Source organism: Pseudomonas asiatica, from assembly GCF_009932335.1.
Lineage (GTDB): Bacteria > Pseudomonadota > Gammaproteobacteria > Pseudomonadales > Pseudomonadaceae > Aquipseudomonas > Aquipseudomonas asiatica.
Genome location: NZ_BLJF01000003.1, coordinates 586,126 through 607,613 on the forward strand (window position 1 = coordinate 586,126; position 21,488 = coordinate 607,613).

The window sequence follows — 21,488 nt, forward strand, 5'->3', positions numbered from 1 at the left end:
AAAAAAGCATATAGCTGGCTAATGATTAGATCCAATATATTGTTCGACCTATTTGAGACGTTATACGACCTGTTTGGAGCTGATCATGGAACTGCGCCATCTGCGTTACTTCATCGCCGTGGCCGAAGAGCTGCATTTTGGCCGCGCTGCCCAGCAGCTGGGCATTTCGCAGCCACCCTTGAGTCAGCAGATCCAGGCGCTGGAGCAGGAGCTGGGGGCCCGGCTGTTCGAGCGTACCAACCGTCGGGTCGAGCTGAGCGAGGCGGGGCGGTTGTTCCTCGAGGAAGCCCGCCAGGTGCTGGCGCAGGTGGAAAAGGCCGCCGATGTCGCCCGGCGTGCGCAGTTGGGGGAGCTGGGGGAGATGAAGATCGGCTTTACCTCCTCGGCACCGTTTACTTCGAAGATACCCAAGGCCATCCACGCCTTCCGCAAGCGTTTCCCGGCGGTACACCTGAACCTCAAGGAAATGAGCAGTCGCGACGTCGCAGAAGGGGTGTTCGACGAGTCCATCGAGGTCGGGCTGATGCGGCCGATGCCGCTGCCGGAAGGGCTGGTGGCCACCGAGTTGTTTCGCGAGCCGCTGGTGGCAGTGATCAATGCCTCGCATCCATTGGCCGAAGGCACGGAACATGGCCTGCACATGGCCGCGCTGGCCCATGAGCCGTTCGTGTTCTTCCCGCGCAGCTATGGCAGCGGGTTGCACGCACAGTTGCTGAGCCTGGCGCGCCAGGCGGGTTTCAGCCCGCATTTTGCCCAGGAGGCGGGGGAGGCGATGACCATCATCGGGCTGGTATCGGCAGGGCTTGGGGTATCGGTGCTGCCGGCGTCGTTCCAGCGGATGCGCATCGAGGGGGTGGTTTATCGCACGCTGCTGGATGAAGGGGCGATGTCGGCGGTGTGGCTGGTGCAGCGCGAGCATGGTGGGTCGGCGATGGCACGGGCATTTGCCGAGTTGCTCACGGGGCAGGTGGTTGGCGGGGGCAGTGTAGTTGCCTGATCGGGCCCCATCGCCGGCAAGCCAGCTCCCACAAGGGACGCACATGGCTTGAGGCTTATGCGGTCGGTGTGGGAGCCGGCTTGCCGGCGATAGGGCCAGGGCAGGCAGCACAAGGCTGTTGTTCCGGGCAAATGGCACTGGTCATTGCCGCAGCGGCGCCACATACTCGGGCATTCGTTGATACACGGAGGTCAATCATGCGGCGCGTGGTGTTCAATCAGAAAGGTGGTGTGGGCAAGTCGAGCATCGCTTGCAACCTGGCGGCTGTGAGCGCCAGCGAAGGTTATCGGACCCTGCTGATCGACCTGGATGCCCAGGCCAACTCGACCCAGTACCTGACTGGCCTGACCGGCGACGATATCCCCATGGGTATCGCCGACTTCTTCAAGCAAAGCCTGTCCAGCGGGCCGTTCAGCAAGAAGAACCAGGTCGATATCTACGAAACCCCGTTCGACAACTTGCACGTGGTCACCGCCACGGCCGAGCTGGCCGATCTGCAGCCGAAGCTTGAGGCGAAGCACAAGATCAACAAGCTGCGTAAGTTGCTCGACGAACTGGACGAGGACTACGAGCGCATTTACATCGATACACCGCCAGCGCTGAACTTCTATGCGGTTTCCGCACTGATCGCCGCCGATCGCGTGCTGATTCCTTTCGACTGCGACAGCTTCTCGCGCCAGGCACTGTATGGCCTGCTGGCTGAGATCGAAGAGCTCAAGGACGACCACAACGAAGACCTGGTGGTCGAAGGCATCGTGGTCAACCAGTTCCAGTCCCGTGCCAGCCTGCCACAGCAGATGCTCGACGAGCTGCTGGCCGAAGGGCTCCCGGTGCTACCGGTGTACCTGGGCAGCTCGGTGAAGATGCGTGAGTCGCACCATGCCAGCCTTCCGCTGATTCACCTGGAGCCCAGGCACAAGCTGACCCAGCAGTTTGTCGAGTTGCATTCGCTACTAGAAGAGAACGCTTAAACCCCCTGGCTACGCAACCACTCCAGCAACGACTGGAGTGGAAACGCCCCGGCCTGACGGCTGACTTCACGGCCATTCTTGAACAGCAGCAGGCTGGGGATAGAGCGGATGCCCAGTTGCCCGGCCAGGTTGCGGTTGGCTTCGCTGTCGAGCTTGGCCAGGCGGCAGCGGCCGGCCAGTTGGCGGGCGGCCTGTTCGAAGGTGGGGGCGAAGGATTTGCACGGGCCGCACCAGTCGGCCCAGATGTCGACCAGCAGTGGCAGGTCGCCTTTGATCTGGTTGGCGTAGCTGGCTTCGGTGAGTTCGAAGGGAGTGCTCAGCAGCACGTCCTGTTTGCAGCGGCCGCATTTCGGCGCGTCGCCCAGGCGCTCGGCGGGCAGGCGGTTGAGGCCGTTGCAGTGGGGGCAGGGGATTACCAGTGGTTCGGACATGTCGTTTCCTTGAGGTTTTTGGGGCTGCTTTGCAGCCCATCGCGACACAAGGCCGCTCCTACAGGAGTCCGCGTACCCTTGTAGGAGCGGCCTTGTGTCGCGATGGGCCGCGCAGCGGTCCCAGGATTCATGATGAGCAGCTGATTTCCAGGTGCTTGCCCCATTCCGGCGGGCGTTCGGCATAGCCCTGCATCCCGGCCTGCTCCTCGAACGGTTTGCTCAACACCTGATGCAGCCGTCGCACTTCACTGTAATCCCCCGCTTCGGCCGCTTCGATGGCTTTCTGTGCCAGGTAGTTGCGCAGCACATACAGCGGGTTCACCGCATGCATGCGCTCACGCCGTCCTTCGACATTATCCGCTTCGCGCTCGCAGCGGGCCAGGTAGTCCGCCCCCCAGGCATCGAAACCGGCCAGGTCGATGAAATCGTCACGCACCATCTTCAGCGCCTCGGCCACGGGCTGATCGCCCAACTTGCGGAAGAACAGGCTGTAGTCCACACCACCGCTCTGCATGCGCTGCAGCAGGCGCTCGACCAACGCCATGTCGTCTTCTTCAGCGGTGGTCAGGCCCAGGCGGCGGCGCATCAGGTCCAGGTAGTGTGCCTGGTACAGCGGCAGGAACAGGCCCAGCGCCTCCTTGAGCGGTTCGACTTCGATCACCGTGGTCAGCGCCTGGGCCAGCGCACTGAGGTTCCAGTGAGCGATCGGTACCTGGTTGGCGTAGCTGTAGCGGCCACGGTCGTCGGAGTGGTTGCAGATGAAGTTGGCGTCGAAGTCGTCGAGGAAGGCGTACGGGCCGAAGTCGAAGGTGATGCCGAGGATCGACATGTTGTCGGTGTTCATCACCCCGTGGCAGAAACCATAGGCCTGCCAACGGGCGATCAGCTCGGCATTGCGCTCGACGATGGTGCGGAACATGGCCAGGTAGGGCTGTTCGGCGTCGCGGCATTCCGGATAGTGCTGCTCCAGCACATGGTCGATCAGCACCCGCTGCTGTTCTGGTTGCCTGGTGTAGTAGAAGTATTCGAAATGCCCGAAGCGCACATGGCTTTGCGCCAGGCGGGTGAGCATGGCCGCACTTTCGCGGGTTTCGCGCCAAACCGGGGTGCTCGAGCCGATCACGCACAGTGCCCGGCTGCTGGGAATGCCCAGGGCGTGCAGAGCCTCGGAGGCGAGGAACTCGCGGATCGAGGAACGCAGCACGGCGCGGCCGTCGCCCATGCGCGAGTAGGGCGTCTGGCCGGCGCCCTTGAGGTGCAGGTCCCAGTGCTCGCCCTGGTCATTCAGCACTTCGGCCAGCAGCAGGCCGCGGCCATCACCCAGGCGTGGGTTGTAGGAGCCGAACTGATGGCCGGAATAGACCATCGCCCGCGGGTCGGCCTCTTCCCATAGCTTGTGGCCGCTGAACAGCTCGGCGAAAACCGGCAGCTCTGCCTGGGCTGGGTCGAGGTCGAGCAGCGCCATGGCCGACTCGCTCGCTACCACCAGGCGTGGGTCTGCGATGGGTTCGGGCAGGACCTGGGTGGAGAACGCGTCGCCCAGGCGGGCGAAGCGATTGTCGAAGGTGAGTTGGTCGAGGGCTTTCACGGGCTGCTCCTGGAAGTCGGTACCTAGGGGGCCGCTTTGCGGCCCATCGCCGGCAAGCCAGCTCCCACAGGGGATGTGCAGGGCTTGGGTGCGGCACGGTCACTGTGGGAGCTGGCTTGCCGGCGATCGAGGGCGAAGCCCTCGCAGGCATTCTGGGCGTTCATGCTCTATGGAGTCCACTCACACAGGGTGAGTGCCATCCGGTTTCGGCTGCTCCACCGGAATCAGCTGCTGTTTGCCGCCCTTCGGATCCATCAGAAACACCTCGACCTGGCGCACCGAGATCTTGATGTTGTGCGCCTTGAACTCGCGGTTGATGTAGCGGTTGATCTCGTCCAGCGTCGGGTTGCGGTCGCCCAGGTCGCGTACGTGCATGCGCAGCTCGTGGTCCAGTGAGCTCTCGCCGAAGTTGAGGAAGTACACGATCGGCTCCGGGTCCTTGAGCACGCGTGGGTTTTCGTGAGCACCCTTGAGCAGCAGGTCGCGCACCAGGTCCAGGTCGGAGCCATAGTCGATGCCCAGCTTCAGCGTTACCCGGGTGACCGTGTCGGTCAGCGACCAGTTGATCAGCTGGCCGGTGATGAAGGTCTTGTTGGGGACGATGATGTCCTTGCGGTCGAAGTCGGTGATGGTGGTGGCGCGGATGCGGATCTTGCTCACCGTGCCCGACAGGTTGCCGATGGTGATGGTGTCGCCAATCCGTACCGGGCGCTCGAACAGGATCATGATGCCGGAGATGAAGTTGGCGAAGATCTCCTGCATACCGAAGCCCAGGCCCACCGACAGCGCGGCCACCAGCCATTGCAGCTTGTCCCAGCTGACACCCAGGGTCGACAGGGTGCTGACGATACCGATACCGACGATGGTGTACGACAACAGCGTGGTGGTGGCGTAGGCACTGCCCTGGGCCAGGTTCAGGCGTGACAGCACCAGCACTTCCAGCAGGCCCGGCAAGTTGCCGGCCAGGGCAAAGGTGATGCCGACGATTACCAGTGCGCCCAGCAGGTCGCCGAGGCTGATCGGCACCATGCTGGCGGCGGCGCCGGTGCCGCTGGTGTATTCGTAGAGGACGAAGTTGTTGAGGTAGGCGAACACCGAGATCAGGTCCGACCACACCCAGTACAGGCCCGCGATGAAGCCGCCAAGCAGGGCCAGGCGGATCAGGCGCAGTGACTGCTGGTTGACCTGTTCGATGTCCAGCGCTGGTTCTTCGGTGATGACTTCGCCATCCAGCCCTTCCTTGGCCGCCGCCCGCTTGCTCAGCGCGCGCTGGTAGGCCAGGCGCCGTGCCGCCACCGACAGGCCACGTACGAACGCGGCTTCGATCACCAGCCAGAACAGCAGCAGGTACAAGGTATAGATCAGCCGGTCGGTAAGTTTCAGCGCGGTGTAGTAGTAGCCGAAGCACACGGCCACGAACAGGGCGATGGGCAGGGCGGTGAAGGCCACACCCACGGCCTTGCGGAACAGCGAGGTATCGCGGTGCGCCGGGCTGCTGAGCAGCAGGCGGCTGAGCAGCCAGGCCATCAGTGCGTAGCAGGTCAGTACCACGCCGATACCCAACACATCATCGGCCAGCGCCGAAGGCTGATGCTCGGCCACCGCCACCACACCGACCAGTGCCAGCACCACGGTGCCCAGGCGGCGCACCCAGCCGCGCAGGAACTCGACCTGCGGCTTGTGCCAGCGGAAGTGGATTTCCGCCACTCCGCCCGGGGCGAGGATGCGGTAGGCGGTGTAGAACACCAGCCAGGCCTGGGCCAGTTGCCAGAGGGCTGCACCAAGGTTGGCGTTCTGCCCGCGGGCGTCGATCTGCAGGGCGTAGCTGCACAGGGCCAGGCCCAGGCTGACGGGCATTGCCAGCAGGATGTTGATGAGGATCGCCTGGGGCGTGTGCCACTGGCTGTCACGGCGGAAGTGGCCGATGTCCTGGTGCACCTTGCCCAGCCGTTGGTACAGGTATTTGCGCCGCCACAGCAGGGCGCCGATCACCAGCAGCAGCGGCAGGAACAGCAACGGGCGCTGGCTCAGGCCGTCGCCCAGCTCCTTCAGGCCCGAGCCCCACGGCAAGTTGGCCACCTGGTCGGCCAGGCGTTCCGGCACATAGCGCAGCCAGTCCCAGTCCAGCGGCTTGTTGCTGGGGATCCAGAACATTTGCTCGTCGAGGGTGGTGCGCAGGCTCTGGGCGGTGCCCAGCAGCTGCTTCTGGTTGAGCTGCAGGGTGATCGATTCGTTGAGCAGTGCCGACAACTCGCGGTTCAGCCGCTCCAGCAGGTCGCTGCGGGTAATCGCCACTTCCAGCAGGGCCTTGCGCAGCTGTGGTGTCACATCTTCCTGTGGTTGGGCAGCCAGCAGCTTGTCGACGTAGGTGACCGGGCTGCTCATCTGCTCGCGTTGCTGGTTGACCTCGAACTGGTACAGGCGGGTGTCAGCGATCTGGTCGGCCAGGTCGCGATCGACCTTCAGGTGCGGCAGGGTCTGCTTCTGCTTGTAGAGGATCTTCGACAGCAGCAGGCTGCCCTTGAGCACGTTGATCTGCTCGTCCAGCGCCTGGTCGGCTTGGGTCAGGCTGTCCAGTTGCTGCTTGGTGCGCAGGTTCTGCTGGGTCAGTTCGTTGAGGCGGTCGGTACTTTTCAGCAGGTAGTCGGAAAGCTTGAGGTTGACCGCACTTTCGGTGGCCAGCAGGCTGCTGCCGCCGGCTTTCTGGGCCTCGATCGATTGCTGGGTGACCGCTTCCTGGGACTGGGCCAGGCGCTTGTCGTTGATCAGGGTCTGCAGGTCCTGAATTTCCTGCTCCAGGCGCGCGGCCCGTTCGATCAGCAGGTCGTGGCGGGCGTTGCCCAGATCTTGCAGTAGGCTGTTGCCGGCCAGCTCCTGGCGGCGCAGCAGGGTCAGCGCGTTGAGCGAGGCCAGTTCGGCATTCAACTGGTTGCGCTGGTCGGTGTTGATCGGTTTGCCGGCGTCCTTGCCGGTCTTGAGGATGCTGTTGATCTGCTGGGTGCGCGCCTGGCTGTTGCTGATTTCGGCCTGGGCGCGTTCCGGGCGGGTCTGCGAGTTGATGATCAGGCTGTTGGCTTCGGACAACGCCTTCTGCAGCTCGCCCTGCAGGGTGCTGCGCTCGCTGAGCATCTGCTCCAGTTGCGGCACGGAAAGGGCGGCATAACGCTGGGCTACCGGCTGTGGCTTGGTTTCCTTGAGCCTGGCCAGTTCGCGCTGGCTGTCGCTGGTTTCTTTCGGCGCGCCGGTCAGCTCCTGCTTCAGCGCGGCGAGTTTCTTCTCATTGTCTTCCTTGCTGGCGAGCAGGCTGAGGGTTTGCTCCAGCACCTGCTGCAGGGCTTTCTGCTCGGCCTCGGGCAGTTTGCGCTCGGCGATCTTGTCGAGGCTGTTCTGGATGCTGGCGGTGGTCGGGGCTTCTGCTGCCGTGGCTGCAAAAGAGAGAGACAGGCACAGCCCGAACAGGGCTGTGCGGAGGTACACGCGCAGGGACATAGGCAGACTACTTGTGGATCCGGCAGAAACGAAGTTTAGAGGAACAATCCTGGTCCGGGTCGCGTTCCTTCGGGGAATCTGACGCCTACTTTCTGAATCTTGTTCCCGTCCATGGTGGCCACGGTCCAGATCGTGCCATGCCATTCGACCTGGTCACCTACTACTGGAGCGCCTCCGACCTTCTGTCGGATGAACTGGGCCAGTGGCATTTTCGCGTCCAGGCCGTCGAGTTTCAGACCGTACAACGCTGCCACCGCACCCAGTTCGGCATCGCCTTCGAGCACGAAGTCGCCGAAGAAACGCAGGTCGAGGCCACGTTGTGGCGCCTGGCTGAACAGCTTGCCCAGGGCCGGCAGGTTGTGCTCGTGGCCGATCACACAGAGCATGTCGCCTACTTCCAGTACCGTACTGCCGGACGGGTGCAGCAGTTGCTCGCCCCGGAACAGCGCGGCGATTCGCGTGCCTTCGGGCATCTTCAGCTCGCGCAGGGCGGCGCCGATGCACCATTTTTCGGCACCCAGGCGGTAGACGAACATTTCCCACTCGCTGGTGATGTGCACTTCCAGCGCCGAACGGGAGATCGGCGCCGGGTCTGGCGGTACCGTCACTTTCAGCAGCTTGGCCATCCACGGCAGGCTGGTGCCTTGCACCAGCAGCGACACCAGCACGATGAAGAAGGCCAGGTTGAAGAACAGCTGGGCGTCCGGCAGGCCGGCCATCAGCGGGAACACCGCGAGGATGATCGGTACCGCACCGCGCAGGCCGACCCAGGAAATGAAGGCCTTTTCACGGCCGTGGAAGGCCTTGAACGGCAACAGGCTGGCGACCACCGACAGCGGGCGCGCTACCAGGATCATCCACAGCGCCAGGCCCAGCGCCGGCAGGGCGATGGGCAGCAGGTCATGGGGCGTGACCAGCAGCCCCAGCACCAGGAACATGCCGATCTGCGCCAGCCACGCCATGCCGTCGAGCATGTGCAGGATGCCGTGGCGGCTGCGGATGGGCTTGTTGCCCAGCACCAGGCCGCACAGGTACACGGCAAGGAATCCGCTGCCATGCAGGGCGTTGGTCAGCGAGAACACCACCAGGCCGCCAGCGATCACCAGGATGGGGTACAGGCCGCCAGCCAGCTTGATGCGGTTGACCAGTTGCAGCATCAGCCAGCCGCCGCCCAGGCCCACCAGCCCGCCGATGCCGAATTCGCGCAGCAGGTGGGTGAGCAGGCTCCAGTGCAGGCCGGTCTGGCCGCTGGCGATCATGTCGATCAGGGTGACGGTGAGGAAAACTGCCATCGGGTCGTTGCTACCCGACTCGATCTCCAGGGTGGCCGTGACCCGCTCGTTCAGGCCTTTGCCGCCGAGCAGCGAGAACACCGCCGCAGCGTCGGTGGAACCGACGATGGCGCCGATGAGCAGGCCCTGGATCAGGCTCAGGTCGAACAGCCAGGCGGCGACCAGGCCCGTGAGGGCGGTGGTGATCATTACGCCGATGGTGGCCAGCGACAGCGCCGGCCACAGCGCCACGCGGAAGCTCGCCACCCGTGTGCGCAGGCCACCGTCGAGCAGGATCACGGCCAGAGCCAGGTTGCCCACCAGGTAGGCGGTCGGATAGTTGTTGAAGATGATGCCGCCACCATCGACGCCGGCGATCATGCCGACCGCAAGGATGATGACCAGGATAGGGATGCCCAGGCGCGACGACAGCGAACTGACCAGGATACTTGCGCCCACCAGCAATGCGCCGATCAGGAACAGGCTGTTGATGGTGCTTGCATCCAAAGGCAGGTACTCCGGGGACCGCGGGGGAGGGGACTTGATAGCATGACGCTAGCAGGTCGCGTGCCAAATGATTCTAACCTGATGAATTGGCAGGCTGTAAAGCGTTTCTGCAGATGAAAAAAAGGCACCGCGGTGGGTGCCTTTTCGGGTGTTGCCTGGGTGGGCCTCTTCGCGGGCGCGCCCGCTCCCACAGGTGAATCACAAATCTCAAGTTCTGTGAGAGTCCTGTGGGAGCGGGCATGCCCGCGAAAGGGCCGGTGCAGTTTACGCCTGCTTGATTTCACGCATCGGCTTGCCCTTCACCGGTGCATCGCCCGCCACGTAGTACTTGGCAGTGCTGCGCGGCAGCGGCTTGCGGCCACGGATCTTGTCCGAGATTTTCTCGGCGATCATGATCGTGGTGGCGTTGAGGTTACCGGTGATGATCAGCGGCATGATCGACGCATCGACCACACGCAGGCCCTTCATGCCATGCACGCGGCCTTCGCCGTCGACCACCGCCATGTCGTCGGTGCCCATCTTGCACGAGCAGGACGGGTGGAAGGCGGTTTCGGCGTGCTCGCGGATGAACTTGTCCAGCTCTTCATCGGTCTGCACGTGCGCGCCGGGGCTGATCTCACGGCCACGGTACGGGTCCAGTGCCGGCTGGGCCATGATTTCACGGGTCAGGCGGATGCCGTCACGGAATTCCTGCCAGTCCTGCTCGGTGGACATGTAGTTGAACAGAATGCTCGGGTGTTGGCGCGGGTCCTTCGACTTGGCCTGGATGCGGCCGCGGGCAGGCGAGCGCATGGAACCCATGTGTGCCTGGAAGCCGTGTTCCTTCACGCCATTGGAGCCGTTGTAGTTAATGGCCACTGGCAGGAAGTGGTATTGAATGTTCGGCCATTTGAATTCAGGGCGGGTACGAATGAAACCACCGGCCTCGAACTGGTTGCTGGCGCCGATGCCGGTGCCGTTGAACATCCACTCGGCACCGATGGCCGGCTGGTTCCACCACAGCAACGACGGGTACAGCGACACCGGCTGGGTGCAGGCGTACTGCAGGTACAGCTCCAGGTGGTCCTGCAGGTTTTCGCCAACGCCTGGCAGATCGTGCACCACCGGGATGTCGAGGCTTTCCAGCAGGGCGCGCGGACCAACGCCGGAGCGCTGCAACAGCTGCGGCGAAGCGATGGCGCCGGAGCTGACGATGACTTCCTTGCGGGCACGGGCTTCAACGCGCTCTTCGCTGTCACCGACCAGGTAGGTCACGCCGATGGCGCGCTTGCCGTCGAACAGCACGCGGTCAGTCAGGGCGTGGGTGACGATGGTCAGGTTCGGGCGCTTCTTGGCCTGGTCCAGATAGCCACGGGCGGTGCTGGAGCGGCGGCCGTTCTTGGTCACCGTACGGTCCATCGGGCCGAAGCCTTCCTGCTGGTAGCCATTCAGGTCTTCGGTGCGCGGGTAACCGGCCTGCACGCCGGCTTCGACCATGGCGTGGAACAGCGGGTTGTTGCCGGCTTTCGGCGTGGTCACGCTGACCGGGCCTTCGCCACCGTGGTAGTCGTTCGGGCCGATGTCGCGGGTTTCGGCCTTGCGGAAGTACGGCAGGCAGTCCAGATAGGTCCAGTCTTCCAGGCCTGGCAGTTCTGCCCAGCCATCGAAGTCCAGGGCATTACCGCGGATGTAGCACATGCCGTTGATCAGCGACGAGCCACCCAGGCCTTTGCCGCGACCGCATTCCATGCGGCGGCCGTCCATGTACGGCTCCGGATCGGTCTCGTAGGCCCAGTTGTAGCGGCGGCCCTGCAGTGGGAAGGCCAGGGCTGCTGGCATCTGGGTGCGGAAGTCGAAGCGGTAGTCGGGGCCACCGGCTTCCAGCAGCAATACGGTGACGCCTGCGTCTTCGGTCAGGCGGGTCGCCAGGGTGTTACCGGCCGAACCGGCACCGACGATGATGTAATCGAATTCTTGGGACATGAAAGTACCCTCGTGTTGGCGGTGTTCAGGGAGCAGGAACGCCCGTGCGCTGAGGCACGGGCGTGGCTGGACAGGGCCTTAGAAGACCGAGTTGTAGCCGCCCAGCTCGACCTGGACCGACTTGATGCGGGTGTATTGAGCCAGCGAGCTGACGCCGTTCTCACGGCCGACGCCCGACTGCTTGTAGCCACCGACCGGCATTTCGGCCGGCGATTCGCCCCAGGCGTTGATCCAGCAGATACCGGCTTCCAGCTTGTGGATGATGCGGTGAGCGCGGGTGATGTCGTTGGTGCAGACACCGGCGGCCAGGCCGTACTCGGTGTCGTTGGCGCGACGGATGACTTCTTCTTCGGTTTCGTAGGTGAGGATGCTCATCACCGGGCCGAAGATCTCTTCCTTGACGATGGTCATGTCGTCGGTGCAGTCGGTGAACACGGTCGGGGCCACGAATGCACCCTTGGCGAAATCACCGGCGGTCAGACGCTCGCCACCGCACAGCACGCGTGCGCCTTCTTCCTTGCCCTTGGCGATGTAGCCAAGCACGCTTTCCATGTGCTGGAAGCTGACCAGCGGGCCGAAGTTGGTGTTTTCGTCTTCCGGGTTGCCAGCGCGGATGCGGGCAACGCGCTCGACGATCTTGGCCTCGAAGGCAGCTTTCATATCAGCCGGGATGAACACGCGGGTGCCGTTGGTGCAAACCTGGCCCGAGCTGTAGAAGTTGGCCATCATGGCGATGTCGGCGGCCTTGTCCAGGTCGGCGTCGGCGCAGATGATCAGTGGCGACTTGCCGCCCAGCTCCATGGTGACTTCCTTGAGCGACGAGCTCGAGGCGCTGGCCATAACCTTCTTGCCGGTGGTGGTGCCGCCGGTGAAGGAGACTTTTTCGATGCGTGGGTGTTCGGTCAGCCAGGTGCCGACTTCACGGCCGCTGCCGGTCAGGACGTTGAACACGCCGTTCGGCAAGCCGGCTTCGGTGTAGATCTCGGCCAGCTTCAGGGTGGTCAGCGAGGTGACTTCCGACGGCTTGAAGATCATCGCGTTGCCGGCGGCCAGGGCCGGGGCGGATTTCCACAGGGCGATCTGGATCGGGTAGTTCCAGGCACCGATACCGGCGGTCACGCCCAGCGGCTCGCGGCGGGTGTAGACGAAGGACGATTCACGCAGCGGGATCTGCTCGCCTTCGATGGCCGGAACCAGGCCAGCGTAATACTCCAGCACGTCGGCGCCGGTGACGATGTCGACGTAGCGGGTTTCCGAGTACGACTTGCCGGTGTCCAGAGTTTCCAGCATGGCCAGCTCGTCGTTGCGCTCGCGCAGGATCTCGACGGCGCGGCGCAGGATGCGCGAACGCTGCATGGCGGTCATCGCGGCCCAGACCTTCTGGCCTCGCTCGGCGCTTTCGACGGCCTTCTCGACGTCAGCCTCGGTGGCACGTTGCACGTGGGCGAGGACTTCGCCGGTAGCCGGGTTGATGGCTTCGAAGGTGGCATCGCTGCCAGCGTCGACGTAAGCGCCATCAATGTAGAGTTTTTGCGTTCCGAAACGGGCCATAGTGTCCTCGCAAGTGCAGTGTGTGGTTTGGCTTGCGCGTCACGCTCCTGCTGGGTTGGCAAGGGCCGTGCGCGGTTGTTCAGCGGCCTGGTCGTTTGTACCCAGGGTGTGCTGTTTAGCCAGTTGTAGATCCATGTATTCGTAAGCAATCCGTATCGCCTGGTCGGTGTCGAATGCATCACCCGACAGGGCGCCACGCAGCCACAAGCCGTCGATCAAAGCTGCCAGGCCGCGGGCTGCCTTGCGCGCATGGTAGAGCGGCAGCGCGCGGCGGAACTGGCAGCACAGGTTGGAATACAAGCGGTGGTCGTTGATCCGCTGCAACCTGTGCAAATCGGGCTGGTGCATGCTGGAAGCCCAGAAGGCCAACCAGGTTTTCATCGCCGGGCCGTTTACCTGGCTGGCATCGAAGTTGCCCTCGATGATCACTTTCAGGTGGGCGCGCGGGCTGTCGTCCGTCAGGGCCTGGCGACGTGCTCTAACACCTTCGTTGAGCATGTTCATGATGTAACCCATCGTCGCTGCTATCAGGCCGTTCTTGTCCCGAAAGTAGTGACTGATGATGCCGTTCGACACACCGGCCAAACGGGCAATCAGCGCAATGCTGGCGTCACCCAGTCCGACCTGATCGACCGCCTGCAACGTGGCTTCGATCAACTGCTGGCGGCGGATGGGTTGCATACCGACCTTGGGCATCTTGCGTTCTCCTCAGGCCTGCGAGCAGACGACGGGCGGCTGACTCGGCGAAGGCCAGTCTATTTTGTTTTGATTGAACGTTCAATCAATAAAGAATAAGCTCTGCGACAATTTGTGCCATTGACAGTTTTTAAGGCGGTCGAGAAGGCACGGATTGACACCCCAGGAAATCGCGTAACCCCCTGAATACAAGGCGTTGACGGGCATGAGCGATGCGAAATGCAGATTCTGCCGTGCGGTCATGGACCCTGCGGCGGGCCCTTGGAGCGGGCGGGGTGATCTGTGACCAATGCGCGCACCTCAGCTGAGGCGTGGCATTTGCAGCAGGCCACCTGTCTGTTTTTTGCAACGTATCGATTCGGGATCACGGTTTCCAAGGGTGCTTTTATAACACCTGATGCAGTGGGGATATTCCACCAATTGCTCGGGAAAGACTGATTAGCCTCCACAGCCGCACTGCCCGGAGCATTCGTGCAATGAGTTCTGCCTCACTTACCAACCCTCCGGCCGAGAGGGTACGGGTCAACCGCGTGGTGTTCTTCACCTCCGCGCTGATGATTCTCGTTTTGACTGCCTTGCTTATCGCTGTACCCGAAACCGCCGGCCAAGTGCTGGGCGTGGCCCAGAAATGGCTGACGCGCACCTTCGGCTGGTATTACATGCTGGTGATCGGCGGTTACCTGCTGTTCGTCATCTACCTGGCCTTCTCCGACTACGGCAAGCTCAAGCTTGGCGGCAAGGATGACCAGCCCGACTTCAGCTATGGCGCCTGGGCCGGCATGCTGTTCTCCTCCGGTATCGGCATTTCGCTGTTGTACTTCGGCGCCTCCGAGCCGCTGGACCACTACTTCAACCCACCGGAAGGCACTTCTGCCAGCCTCGACGCAGCGCGTCAGGGCCTGCAGCTGACCTTCCTGCACTGGGGTTTGCACGGCTGGGCGATCTACGCCCTGGTCGGCTTGGCCGTGGGTTACTTCGCCTACCGCCACAATCAGCCACTGGCCCTGCGCTCGGCGCTGTACCCGCTGGTCGGTGAGCGTTGGGTCAAGGGTGCTGCGGGCAATGCCGTGGACATCTTCGGCATGTTCGTAACCCTGCTGGGCCTGGTGACCAACCTGGGCATCGGCTCGATGCAGGTGGCCTCCGGGCTGGAATACCTGTTCGGCATGGATCACAGCAAGACCAACCTGCTGGTGGTGATCCTGGTCATGGCCGGCGTCGCCACCGTGGCGGCGGTCTCGGGTGTGGAAAACGGCATTCGCCGCCTGTCCAACCTCAACATCGTGCTGTTCAGCGGCTTGCTGATCTTCGTCCTGCTGGGCGGCGAAACCCTGCACTTGCTTAACGGCTTCGTGCAGAACATCGGTGACTACCTCAACGGCATCGTGCTGAAAACCTTCGACCTCTACGTATATGAAGGCGAAGCTGGCAAGTCCGAACGCTGGCTGGGCCTGTGGACCGTGTTCTACTGGGCCTGGTGGATTTCCTGGGGCCCGTTCGTCGGCATGTTCATTGCCCGTATCTCCAAGGGTCGCACCGTGCGCCAGCTGGTCAGCGGCGTGTTGCTGATCCCGCTGGGCTTCACCCTGGCCTGGCTGTCGATCTTCGGCAACACCGCGCTGGACCTGGTGATCAACCAAGGCGCCGTGGAACTGGGCAAGACCGCCCTTGAACAGCCGTCGATGTCGATCTACCAGCTGCTGGAATACTTCCCGGCGGCCAAGATCGTGATCGGTGTAGCGGTGTTCGTCGGCTTCGTGCTGTTCCTCACCCCGGCCGACTCCGGCGCGGTGATGATGGCCAACCTGTCGTGCAAAGGTGGCAAGGTCGACGAAGACGCCCCGCACTGGATGGTGGTGTTCTGGTCGGTGGTCATCACCCTGGTCACCATCGGCCTACTTTTCGCCGGTAACTTCGAAGCCATGCAGACCATGGTGGTGCTGGCGGGTCTGCCGTTCTCGGTGGTGCTGGTGCTGTTCATGTTCGGCCTGTACAAGGCCATGAAGCAGGACGTGGCGGTGGAGCAGGAGCGTGCCGAGCTGGCCGCACGTGGCCGTCGTGGCTTCAGCGAGCGCCTGACCCAGCTGGAGCTGCAGCCGACCCAGGCCGTTGTACAGCGCTTCATGGACAAGCAGGTCAGCCCGGCGCTGAAAGAAGCTGCCGCGCAGTTGCAGACCCTGGGCTTCGAGGTGGAAACCCGGGTTGGCCAGTCGCGCAACATGATGGGCCTGCGGGTGATGATGGAAGAGGGCAACCCGTTCGTCTATGAAGTGAGCCTGGATGGCTACCTGGCCGCGCCGAGCGAAGCGCCGGTGGAAGGTGAGCCGGAGGTGCGCCAGCGCTTCTACCGCGCCGAGGTATACCTGCACGATGGCAGCCAGGAGTACGACCTGATGGGCTTTGCGCCGGAGCAGATCGTGCGTGATGTGCTGGACCAGTTCGAAAGCCACCGCCAGTTGCTGGGGCGTGTGTACAGCTGATTCTTGAGCGGTGAGGAGGCCCTGCAGGACGCAGGGCCTTTTTCATGGGCAAGCAATAATTAGCCCGGGTAACGGACAAGTTTGCTTCAGCCTGCCGGTTTTCTTCCGGAGGCATGCTTTATGAAACGTTCCGTTATTCCCACATTCGATTTTCAGTACGCTGCAGCCAGTCAGTTCAGTGGTCGGCCAACATTGCGGCAGGTGACCAGCGAGCAGCTGTGGACCGTGCTGCAGGAGAAGCTGTCCTGGCTTGCCTTTGTGAAGCCGGCGCTGTCCAACGCCGACCCTCTCATGCTGGATAGTCCCGACCCCAGCACGCCTTACTGGACCACGCAACCGCTGGTCGACCGTGTGCTCCAGGCATTGCTCGAAGCACAGCCGCTGGACATCGAGCCTGTCGGTGAGCGGCATCACAATCTTGCATTGACCTCCTCATACCGTTTTCCTGGCTCGGACAGCGCGTTCGACACCCGTCAACTGAGCGGCCTGTCCGATGCACTCGACGAACTGGTGCAACGGTTGCCACGGCTGTTCTGCGAGGCACAGCTCAAGTACTGGAGTGACAAGGGCAGTGCGGGAGTGAGCCGTGACCAGTGGCTGCAATTACTGCTCAAGACTACGCTTTTGCGCGGCCTGCCACTGCAAGGGCTGGATGTTCAGGAGCAGGCCTGCATCCGCGGGTTGATCCGCGGTGGCGCTGCCCAGCCCTCGGTCTATTTCGTCAAAGCCAGCCTGACTTGTGGGTCGATTCAATACGACCAGATGCTCAGTCACCTGCTGGTCACTGCCGATTACGATGAGCGGCAAGTGGTGCTCTGGTGCGCCCCGTCCGGTATCACGCGCAGCTTCGCCTCGTTGATCGATTTCGGTAACGCGCTGCGCAACGAACTGGCGCGGCACTACAGCTTCCAAAGCCTGTCGTGGACGCGTCAGCCGGTCGAGGGCAACGTCTTTGCCCAACAGGTTTCGCTGTTGCTTGAGTCCATGTTCCTGGCTTTCGACCAGATGCGCTTCAGTGGCTTGGCGGATGTGGCTTCGCTGGAGCAACGTTTTGCCGAGCTGAGCGACCCGGCGGCCTGGTTCGTGCGCTACGAAGACGACACGCCAGCCACCGTAGCCCCGCCGGGGCTCAGGGCCAGCGCCCCGCAGGACAGCTTTGCCTGTCGCGCCGCGTTGTTGCAACTCTCCCTCGACCAACTGGATGCCGGAGGTGTTTCGGTGCTGGACGGCATCCAGTCATTGACGGCGTATACCGCGCAGCAACTGACCGAGCAGATAAAAAGCGAGCACGGGGACGAAATTTCTCCAGATCAGGTGCTTCTTGACCTGTACATCGCCCGGGGTGTGCCTGGTGGCGCTGCGACTGGAGCCGGCGGTGGCGAGCCACTGGCGTTCGTGGGCACCAAGTCGCTTACCGAATTCGCCATTGGTAACCTTGCTTCGCTCAAGGGCGCGTACATCAAGCAGGTCCGCCATCAGAAGAGCATCAAGCTTCCGAAGTGGCTGAATGCCGATGCAGCGAAGCGATTGGTCACCCAGGTAGACATTGGTGGCCGCTACCCGGCCTATGTTGCCGGACAGTTGGATGATCAGGCCATGCGTGCCGAGCGCGTCGAGCTTTTGGGCAGGGAGTGGCGAAGCGCGTTTCTTTCCAGCGCCATTTCGGCCAGGCTCGACGCTAAAGTCTCCGAGGTGGGTTTACAGTGCGTGGTCGATTTTTGCGCAGGTCATCAGGACCCCTTGGTTCCGCGCATGTCACTGATCCCCTTGGCTTTCAGGCGCAGCCGCCATTCGCGCAAGAAAGACACTGTGCGCGGCATGTACTTGCTGTTCTGCGCCGAGCCGGCAAAGGTTCTGGTGTACCGCCCGCTATATCGACAGGACACGGTTCGCGAGTACGCAAGCCTTGAGGCCTTGCTTGCACATATTCGTGAGTCGGCTCTCTTCCAAGAGAGCATTCTTGACTGGATCGACCCGACCGCGCGCGACGTATATGCAGAGGGTGGTTTCAGCGAGCCGCACATTGTGAGTATTGGTATCGACCCTTATACGCTCCCGGCCAAGCCGGAGCCGGCGATGCTCGACCTGAAGCTGTGGCGCAACAAGGTTGACGAGAAAATCTACCAGGCCAATCGAGATCTGCTGGTCGAGCTGGCAGGGCTGGAATCGGTATCTGACGCCGAGAGCCGCTGGCAGCTCCTGTGCGAAGGCGCCTGGCTGTTGTTCGATGTGGTGACTCAGGCGATACGCGGTCCGGTCGCGTCTGTGGCCTGGTTGGTACAGTTTCTGGCTTCGCTGCAAAACGACTTGACCGCGTTGGAGCAGGGTGGTGAGTTCGATCGGTCTGCTGCAGTGGCCGACTTGTTGCTCAACCTCGGGATGACGCTGCTGCATGCCCATCAACCGAAGCAGGAGACAGTGCCCACAAGGCGGCTGCCTGATGTTTCACTGTTCGAAGGACCTGACCGGCAAAACGGCGCGTTTGCCGAACTAGCTATCGAGGCGCGTGAAGAACCGGAAGGCACGCTGGGCGAACTGGGCAGCCAGGTGCTGGACTTTTCCTGGCGCGGCCAGCATGGGTTCAACTGGCTGCCCGCGCAACAGCGGCAAAGGTTGCAAGCCATGCGCTCCAGCGTCTCTGTCAATGGGTTGAAGCCTTTGACAGCGGGCGATGGTGAAGGCCTGTACCAGATCGATAAGAACTACTACGCGGCCATGGCTGGTGACCTCTATAGCGTGGAGTTGCTGGCTGAGGGAGTTCGGGTAGTCGATGCGACTGGCGGTTACGGGCCCTGGTTGGCATTTGTCGACGGGGCTTGGCGGGTGGATACGAAATTGCGCCTTGCAGGAGGGGCTCCCAGCCCCAGAACTTCGGTATCGGTCCGATTCAAGAAACTTTACGACCGCGTCGTCCAGTTGGATGCGGAAATCCCGAAGTTGAAGTCGACGGTTCAGGCAGCGAGTCAGCAGATGATGGCTTTGCACCAGAGCCTCGTCAAAATGGACGCGTTGAAGGCAAAGGCGCAGGAGGATGTGAATTCGGCCCCGGCAGGTACCGATACGACAGCTCTCCGGTCACTGACCGCGCAGTATGAACAACGAGCGATGGATGCGCGGGAAAGTATCGCCCAGCAGCGTGAGCAAATCGTTTCGCTGCTTGAAGAGGCCATTGGCAAGGAAGACGAACAGCTAAAGCTGTTGATCACGATGGCGGAACCCAAATATGCCGGGCAACGCCAAAAAGATGGGTTGGATAAGCCTGTTGCCAAGCATGAAGAGAATGCTCGCACAGAGCTGATTCGCGATTGTGTCTTCGTTTACAACGAGCTCTGGAGCCTTACGGACTATCCGCAACTTGCCGCGCTGCAACGGGCTATTGATGGTAAGCCATTGGCTGAAGTCGGCGAACAATATGCTGCGTTTCGTATCAAGCTGGAGCATGTGGCTGAGTATCAGGACCGCATGCTTGCCATACGAGTGCACCTGGACAATTTGCTGGCCGAGTCGCCGGTTGAGCTTGTCATACCTTCCAACCCCCCTGGTGACCATCGCACAGTGGGGCATCTGATCGACGAAAGACCGTTTTCGACCGTGCAGATGCGCTTCCATCAGGTGCAGAACCTGGCAGACCTGGCCTTGCACCTCAATGCTCCCGGCGGCCTCCAGACAGTCGCCCGCTACCGTGACGAACTGGTCAGCACGGCCTTGCGCAATGCCGCAGAGACTCATGGGGAGCTTGACTTCGCCAATCTGACGGCAGACGACCGCATCGTGATCCTGCAAGAGGCATGGGATGAGTACTCTGCCGCATTACTCAACAGTGCCCGCATTCTCCGTGAAGGTGGCGAACTGATCGAACCCGTGATGCACGAGCGGTATCGCAACCATGTAAAGCAACTGAAGGAAGATGCAGGACAGCGGCTGGTTGCCGCGATCTCGGAGCAGGAGGGTGGAACGGTCGCGCAAAAGCGCAGGCCCTACAAGGTGTCTACCGAAGAGCAGCGAGTGGTGCGCAACCTTGCTGGGCAGTTGATGATCGGGGTGGAAAGGACGATAGACGAAAGCCAGATCGTTGAAGTGCGGGAGACGTTCAGTGAAGAAGTACTGGCAACCTTCGACCTGGTGGATGGGGAATGGCGACAGCGTGAAAGCAAGCGCCCTTCATTGTCGGACGAAGCCGCTCCAACTGACCTGCCCATGTGGGTACAGGCGCTTCTGGACGAGAGCGATGCAGTCAGGGAGCAGGCCAAGGACTATGTCAAGCACGACATCAAAGGGGCGTTGCTCAAGCAGTTGTTCGATCAGCATCTGGAAAAGCTGAATCAGGCACTCAGTGTGGTGCGTGATGCCGGAGGAAACGACAAGCTGATCAGGACGCTGGAAGTGGATCTGGACAAGTTGGAGGCGGATAAAACATTTCAGATGACCACGCTCTATACCGACACCAAGTATCCGTCGGCCGAAGGTTTGCAGTATCTCCACGGAAAGCGCCTGATACAGGTCGAATATGTGGAACGGCGCACCATGCAGGGTGGCAGCGCTTTTGACGAATACCGGATCGTTCGTCTACCGAGCAAGCGGAACCTCTGGGCTGCGCACTTTCATTTCAGCTCGCCAGATGCGTTTGCAGAGGATTTCACGGTGGGTCACCTCAAGACCTGGAGCCAGCGTCGTTTGAGTAGCAAGGCCGCTGCAGACTCGAAACAGCGATTGCACAGGGGAGCCCTTACTCTGGCACAGGCCCGAGGAATCATTCCTTTCCATTGAGTCGGCCAACGGGGGCGGTGGGATGGTGCTTGGCATGCGCGGGCATCGTCTGATTGCCCCGCTCGGCAATCATCTGTTCCAGGCCGATCAGCTCTACGCCCTGGCGCTTCAGTCGGGGCAGTTCGCGTTCGAGCACTTCGAGGGTTTGCGGATAAGGGTGGCCGATCAGCACGGCTGAGCCTTGTTTGCGAGCCAGTTCGACCCCGAGCTGCAATTCGCTGCCGATGGCCTCGACCGTACGTACGTTGTCCAGAAAGACATCGCGGGATACCTGTGCCAGGCCCTGGGCCTGAGCCTGGAATGCAGCCACCGTGGCAGCGCTGGTGCGGCTGTCGACAAAAAACAGGTGTCGGCGTTGCAGGTCGGCCATCAGCATGGCCATCGCTTCGGGTTGGGCGGTCATGCGGCTGCCCATGTGGTTGTTGATACCGACTGCGTAAGGCACCTGCGCCAGGGCGGTGTCCAGGCGGTGGGCAAGCTCCGGCAGGGGCGTGCCCGGGTGCCAGGCGTAAGGGCCGGTGGCCGGGTCCATGGGCATGTGCAGGATAACTGTCTTGCCGGCCTTGTGCGCCTGCCGGGCAAACGTGGTGGCATGCGGAGTGTCCGGCATGATCGCCAGGGTTACCGGGCCGGGCAGGGCCAAGGTGCGGCTGTCGCGCTCGCTGCTCTGGCCGAGGTCGTCGATGATGATGCTCATGTAGGCCTTGCCGGCCGGCGCCGCTTGCGCGACCCCTGCCATCAGGCAGAACAGCAGACACAGCAGATAACGCATGGAGTG

The 21,488-nt window shown here is 62.2% G+C and carries 12 protein-coding genes; 4 read left to right on the forward strand and 8 right to left on the reverse strand.

Annotated features, from left to right (window positions below; all coding sequences use genetic code 11):
- Positions 1-85: 85 nt before the first annotated feature.
- Positions 86-997, forward strand: coding sequence for a LysR family transcriptional regulator (locus GYA95_RS25265; protein ID WP_015272129.1), 912 nt, complete (start codon positions 86-88; stop codon positions 995-997).
- Between the two features lie 197 nt (positions 998-1,194).
- Complete coding sequence (locus GYA95_RS25270; protein WP_013974594.1) at positions 1,195-1,968, forward strand: ParA family protein; 774 nt, start codon at positions 1,195-1,197, stop codon at positions 1,966-1,968.
- Here GYA95_RS25270 and trxC read toward each other — a convergent pair.
- The 7 genes from trxC to betI form a co-directional block, all read right to left on the reverse strand.
- A complete protein-coding gene (gene trxC / locus GYA95_RS25275) occupies positions 1,965-2,399 on the reverse strand; it encodes a thioredoxin TrxC (RefSeq protein ID WP_015272128.1) in 435 nt (144 codons plus the stop codon). The genes GYA95_RS25270 and trxC overlap by 4 nt on opposite strands.
- 127 nt (positions 2,400-2,526) lie before the next feature.
- The gene (gene selO / locus GYA95_RS25280) at positions 2,527-3,987 is read right to left on the reverse strand and encodes a protein adenylyltransferase SelO (protein ID WP_015272127.1); all 1,461 of its coding nucleotides are present in this window, start codon (positions 3,985-3,987) and stop codon (positions 2,527-2,529) included.
- 180 nt (positions 3,988-4,167) lie between these two features.
- Complete coding sequence (gene mscK / locus GYA95_RS25285; RefSeq protein WP_015272126.1) at positions 4,168-7,476, reverse strand: mechanosensitive channel MscK; 3,309 nt, start codon at positions 7,474-7,476, stop codon at positions 4,168-4,170.
- 35 nt (positions 7,477-7,511) lie between these two features.
- Positions 7,512-9,254: a potassium/proton antiporter gene (locus tag GYA95_RS25290; RefSeq protein ID WP_013974590.1), complete on the reverse strand. Its 1,743-nt coding sequence runs from the start codon at positions 9,252-9,254 to the stop codon at positions 7,512-7,514.
- Between the two features lie 264 nt (positions 9,255-9,518).
- Complete coding sequence (betA, locus tag GYA95_RS25295) at positions 9,519-11,216, reverse strand: choline dehydrogenase (protein ID WP_015272125.1); 1,698 nt, start codon at positions 11,214-11,216, stop codon at positions 9,519-9,521.
- 78 nt (positions 11,217-11,294) lie between these two features.
- On the reverse strand, positions 11,295-12,767 hold the full coding sequence (betB, locus tag GYA95_RS25300; protein ID WP_015272124.1) for a betaine-aldehyde dehydrogenase: 1,473 nt from the start codon (positions 12,765-12,767) through the stop codon (positions 11,295-11,297).
- A gap of 39 nt (positions 12,768-12,806) precedes the next feature.
- The gene (betI, locus tag GYA95_RS25305) at positions 12,807-13,463 is read right to left on the reverse strand and encodes a transcriptional regulator BetI (protein WP_003259891.1); all 657 of its coding nucleotides are present in this window, start codon (positions 13,461-13,463) and stop codon (positions 12,807-12,809) included.
- 533 nt (positions 13,464-13,996) lie between these two features.
- Here betI and GYA95_RS25310 point away from each other — a divergent pair.
- Both GYA95_RS25310 and GYA95_RS25315 read left to right on the forward strand, forming a co-directional pair.
- On the forward strand, positions 13,997-15,943 hold the full coding sequence (locus GYA95_RS25310; RefSeq protein WP_223998156.1) for a BCCT family transporter: 1,947 nt from the start codon (positions 13,997-13,999) through the stop codon (positions 15,941-15,943).
- 120 nt (positions 15,944-16,063) lie between these two features.
- Positions 16,064-20,710 carry a dermonecrotic toxin domain-containing protein gene (locus GYA95_RS25315; RefSeq protein WP_102059418.1) on the forward strand — a complete coding sequence of 1,549 codons (4,647 nt, stop codon included), beginning with the start codon at positions 16,064-16,066 and terminating at the stop codon, positions 20,708-20,710.
- On the opposite strand, the gene GYA95_RS25320 is transcribed toward GYA95_RS25315, so the two are convergent.
- Positions 20,694-21,482, reverse strand: a complete 789-nt coding sequence (locus tag GYA95_RS25320; RefSeq protein ID WP_015272121.1) for a divergent polysaccharide deacetylase family protein — start codon at positions 21,480-21,482, stop codon at positions 20,694-20,696. The two genes, GYA95_RS25315 and GYA95_RS25320, sit on opposite strands and share 17 nt — an antisense overlap.
- Positions 21,483-21,488 lie beyond the last annotated feature (6 nt).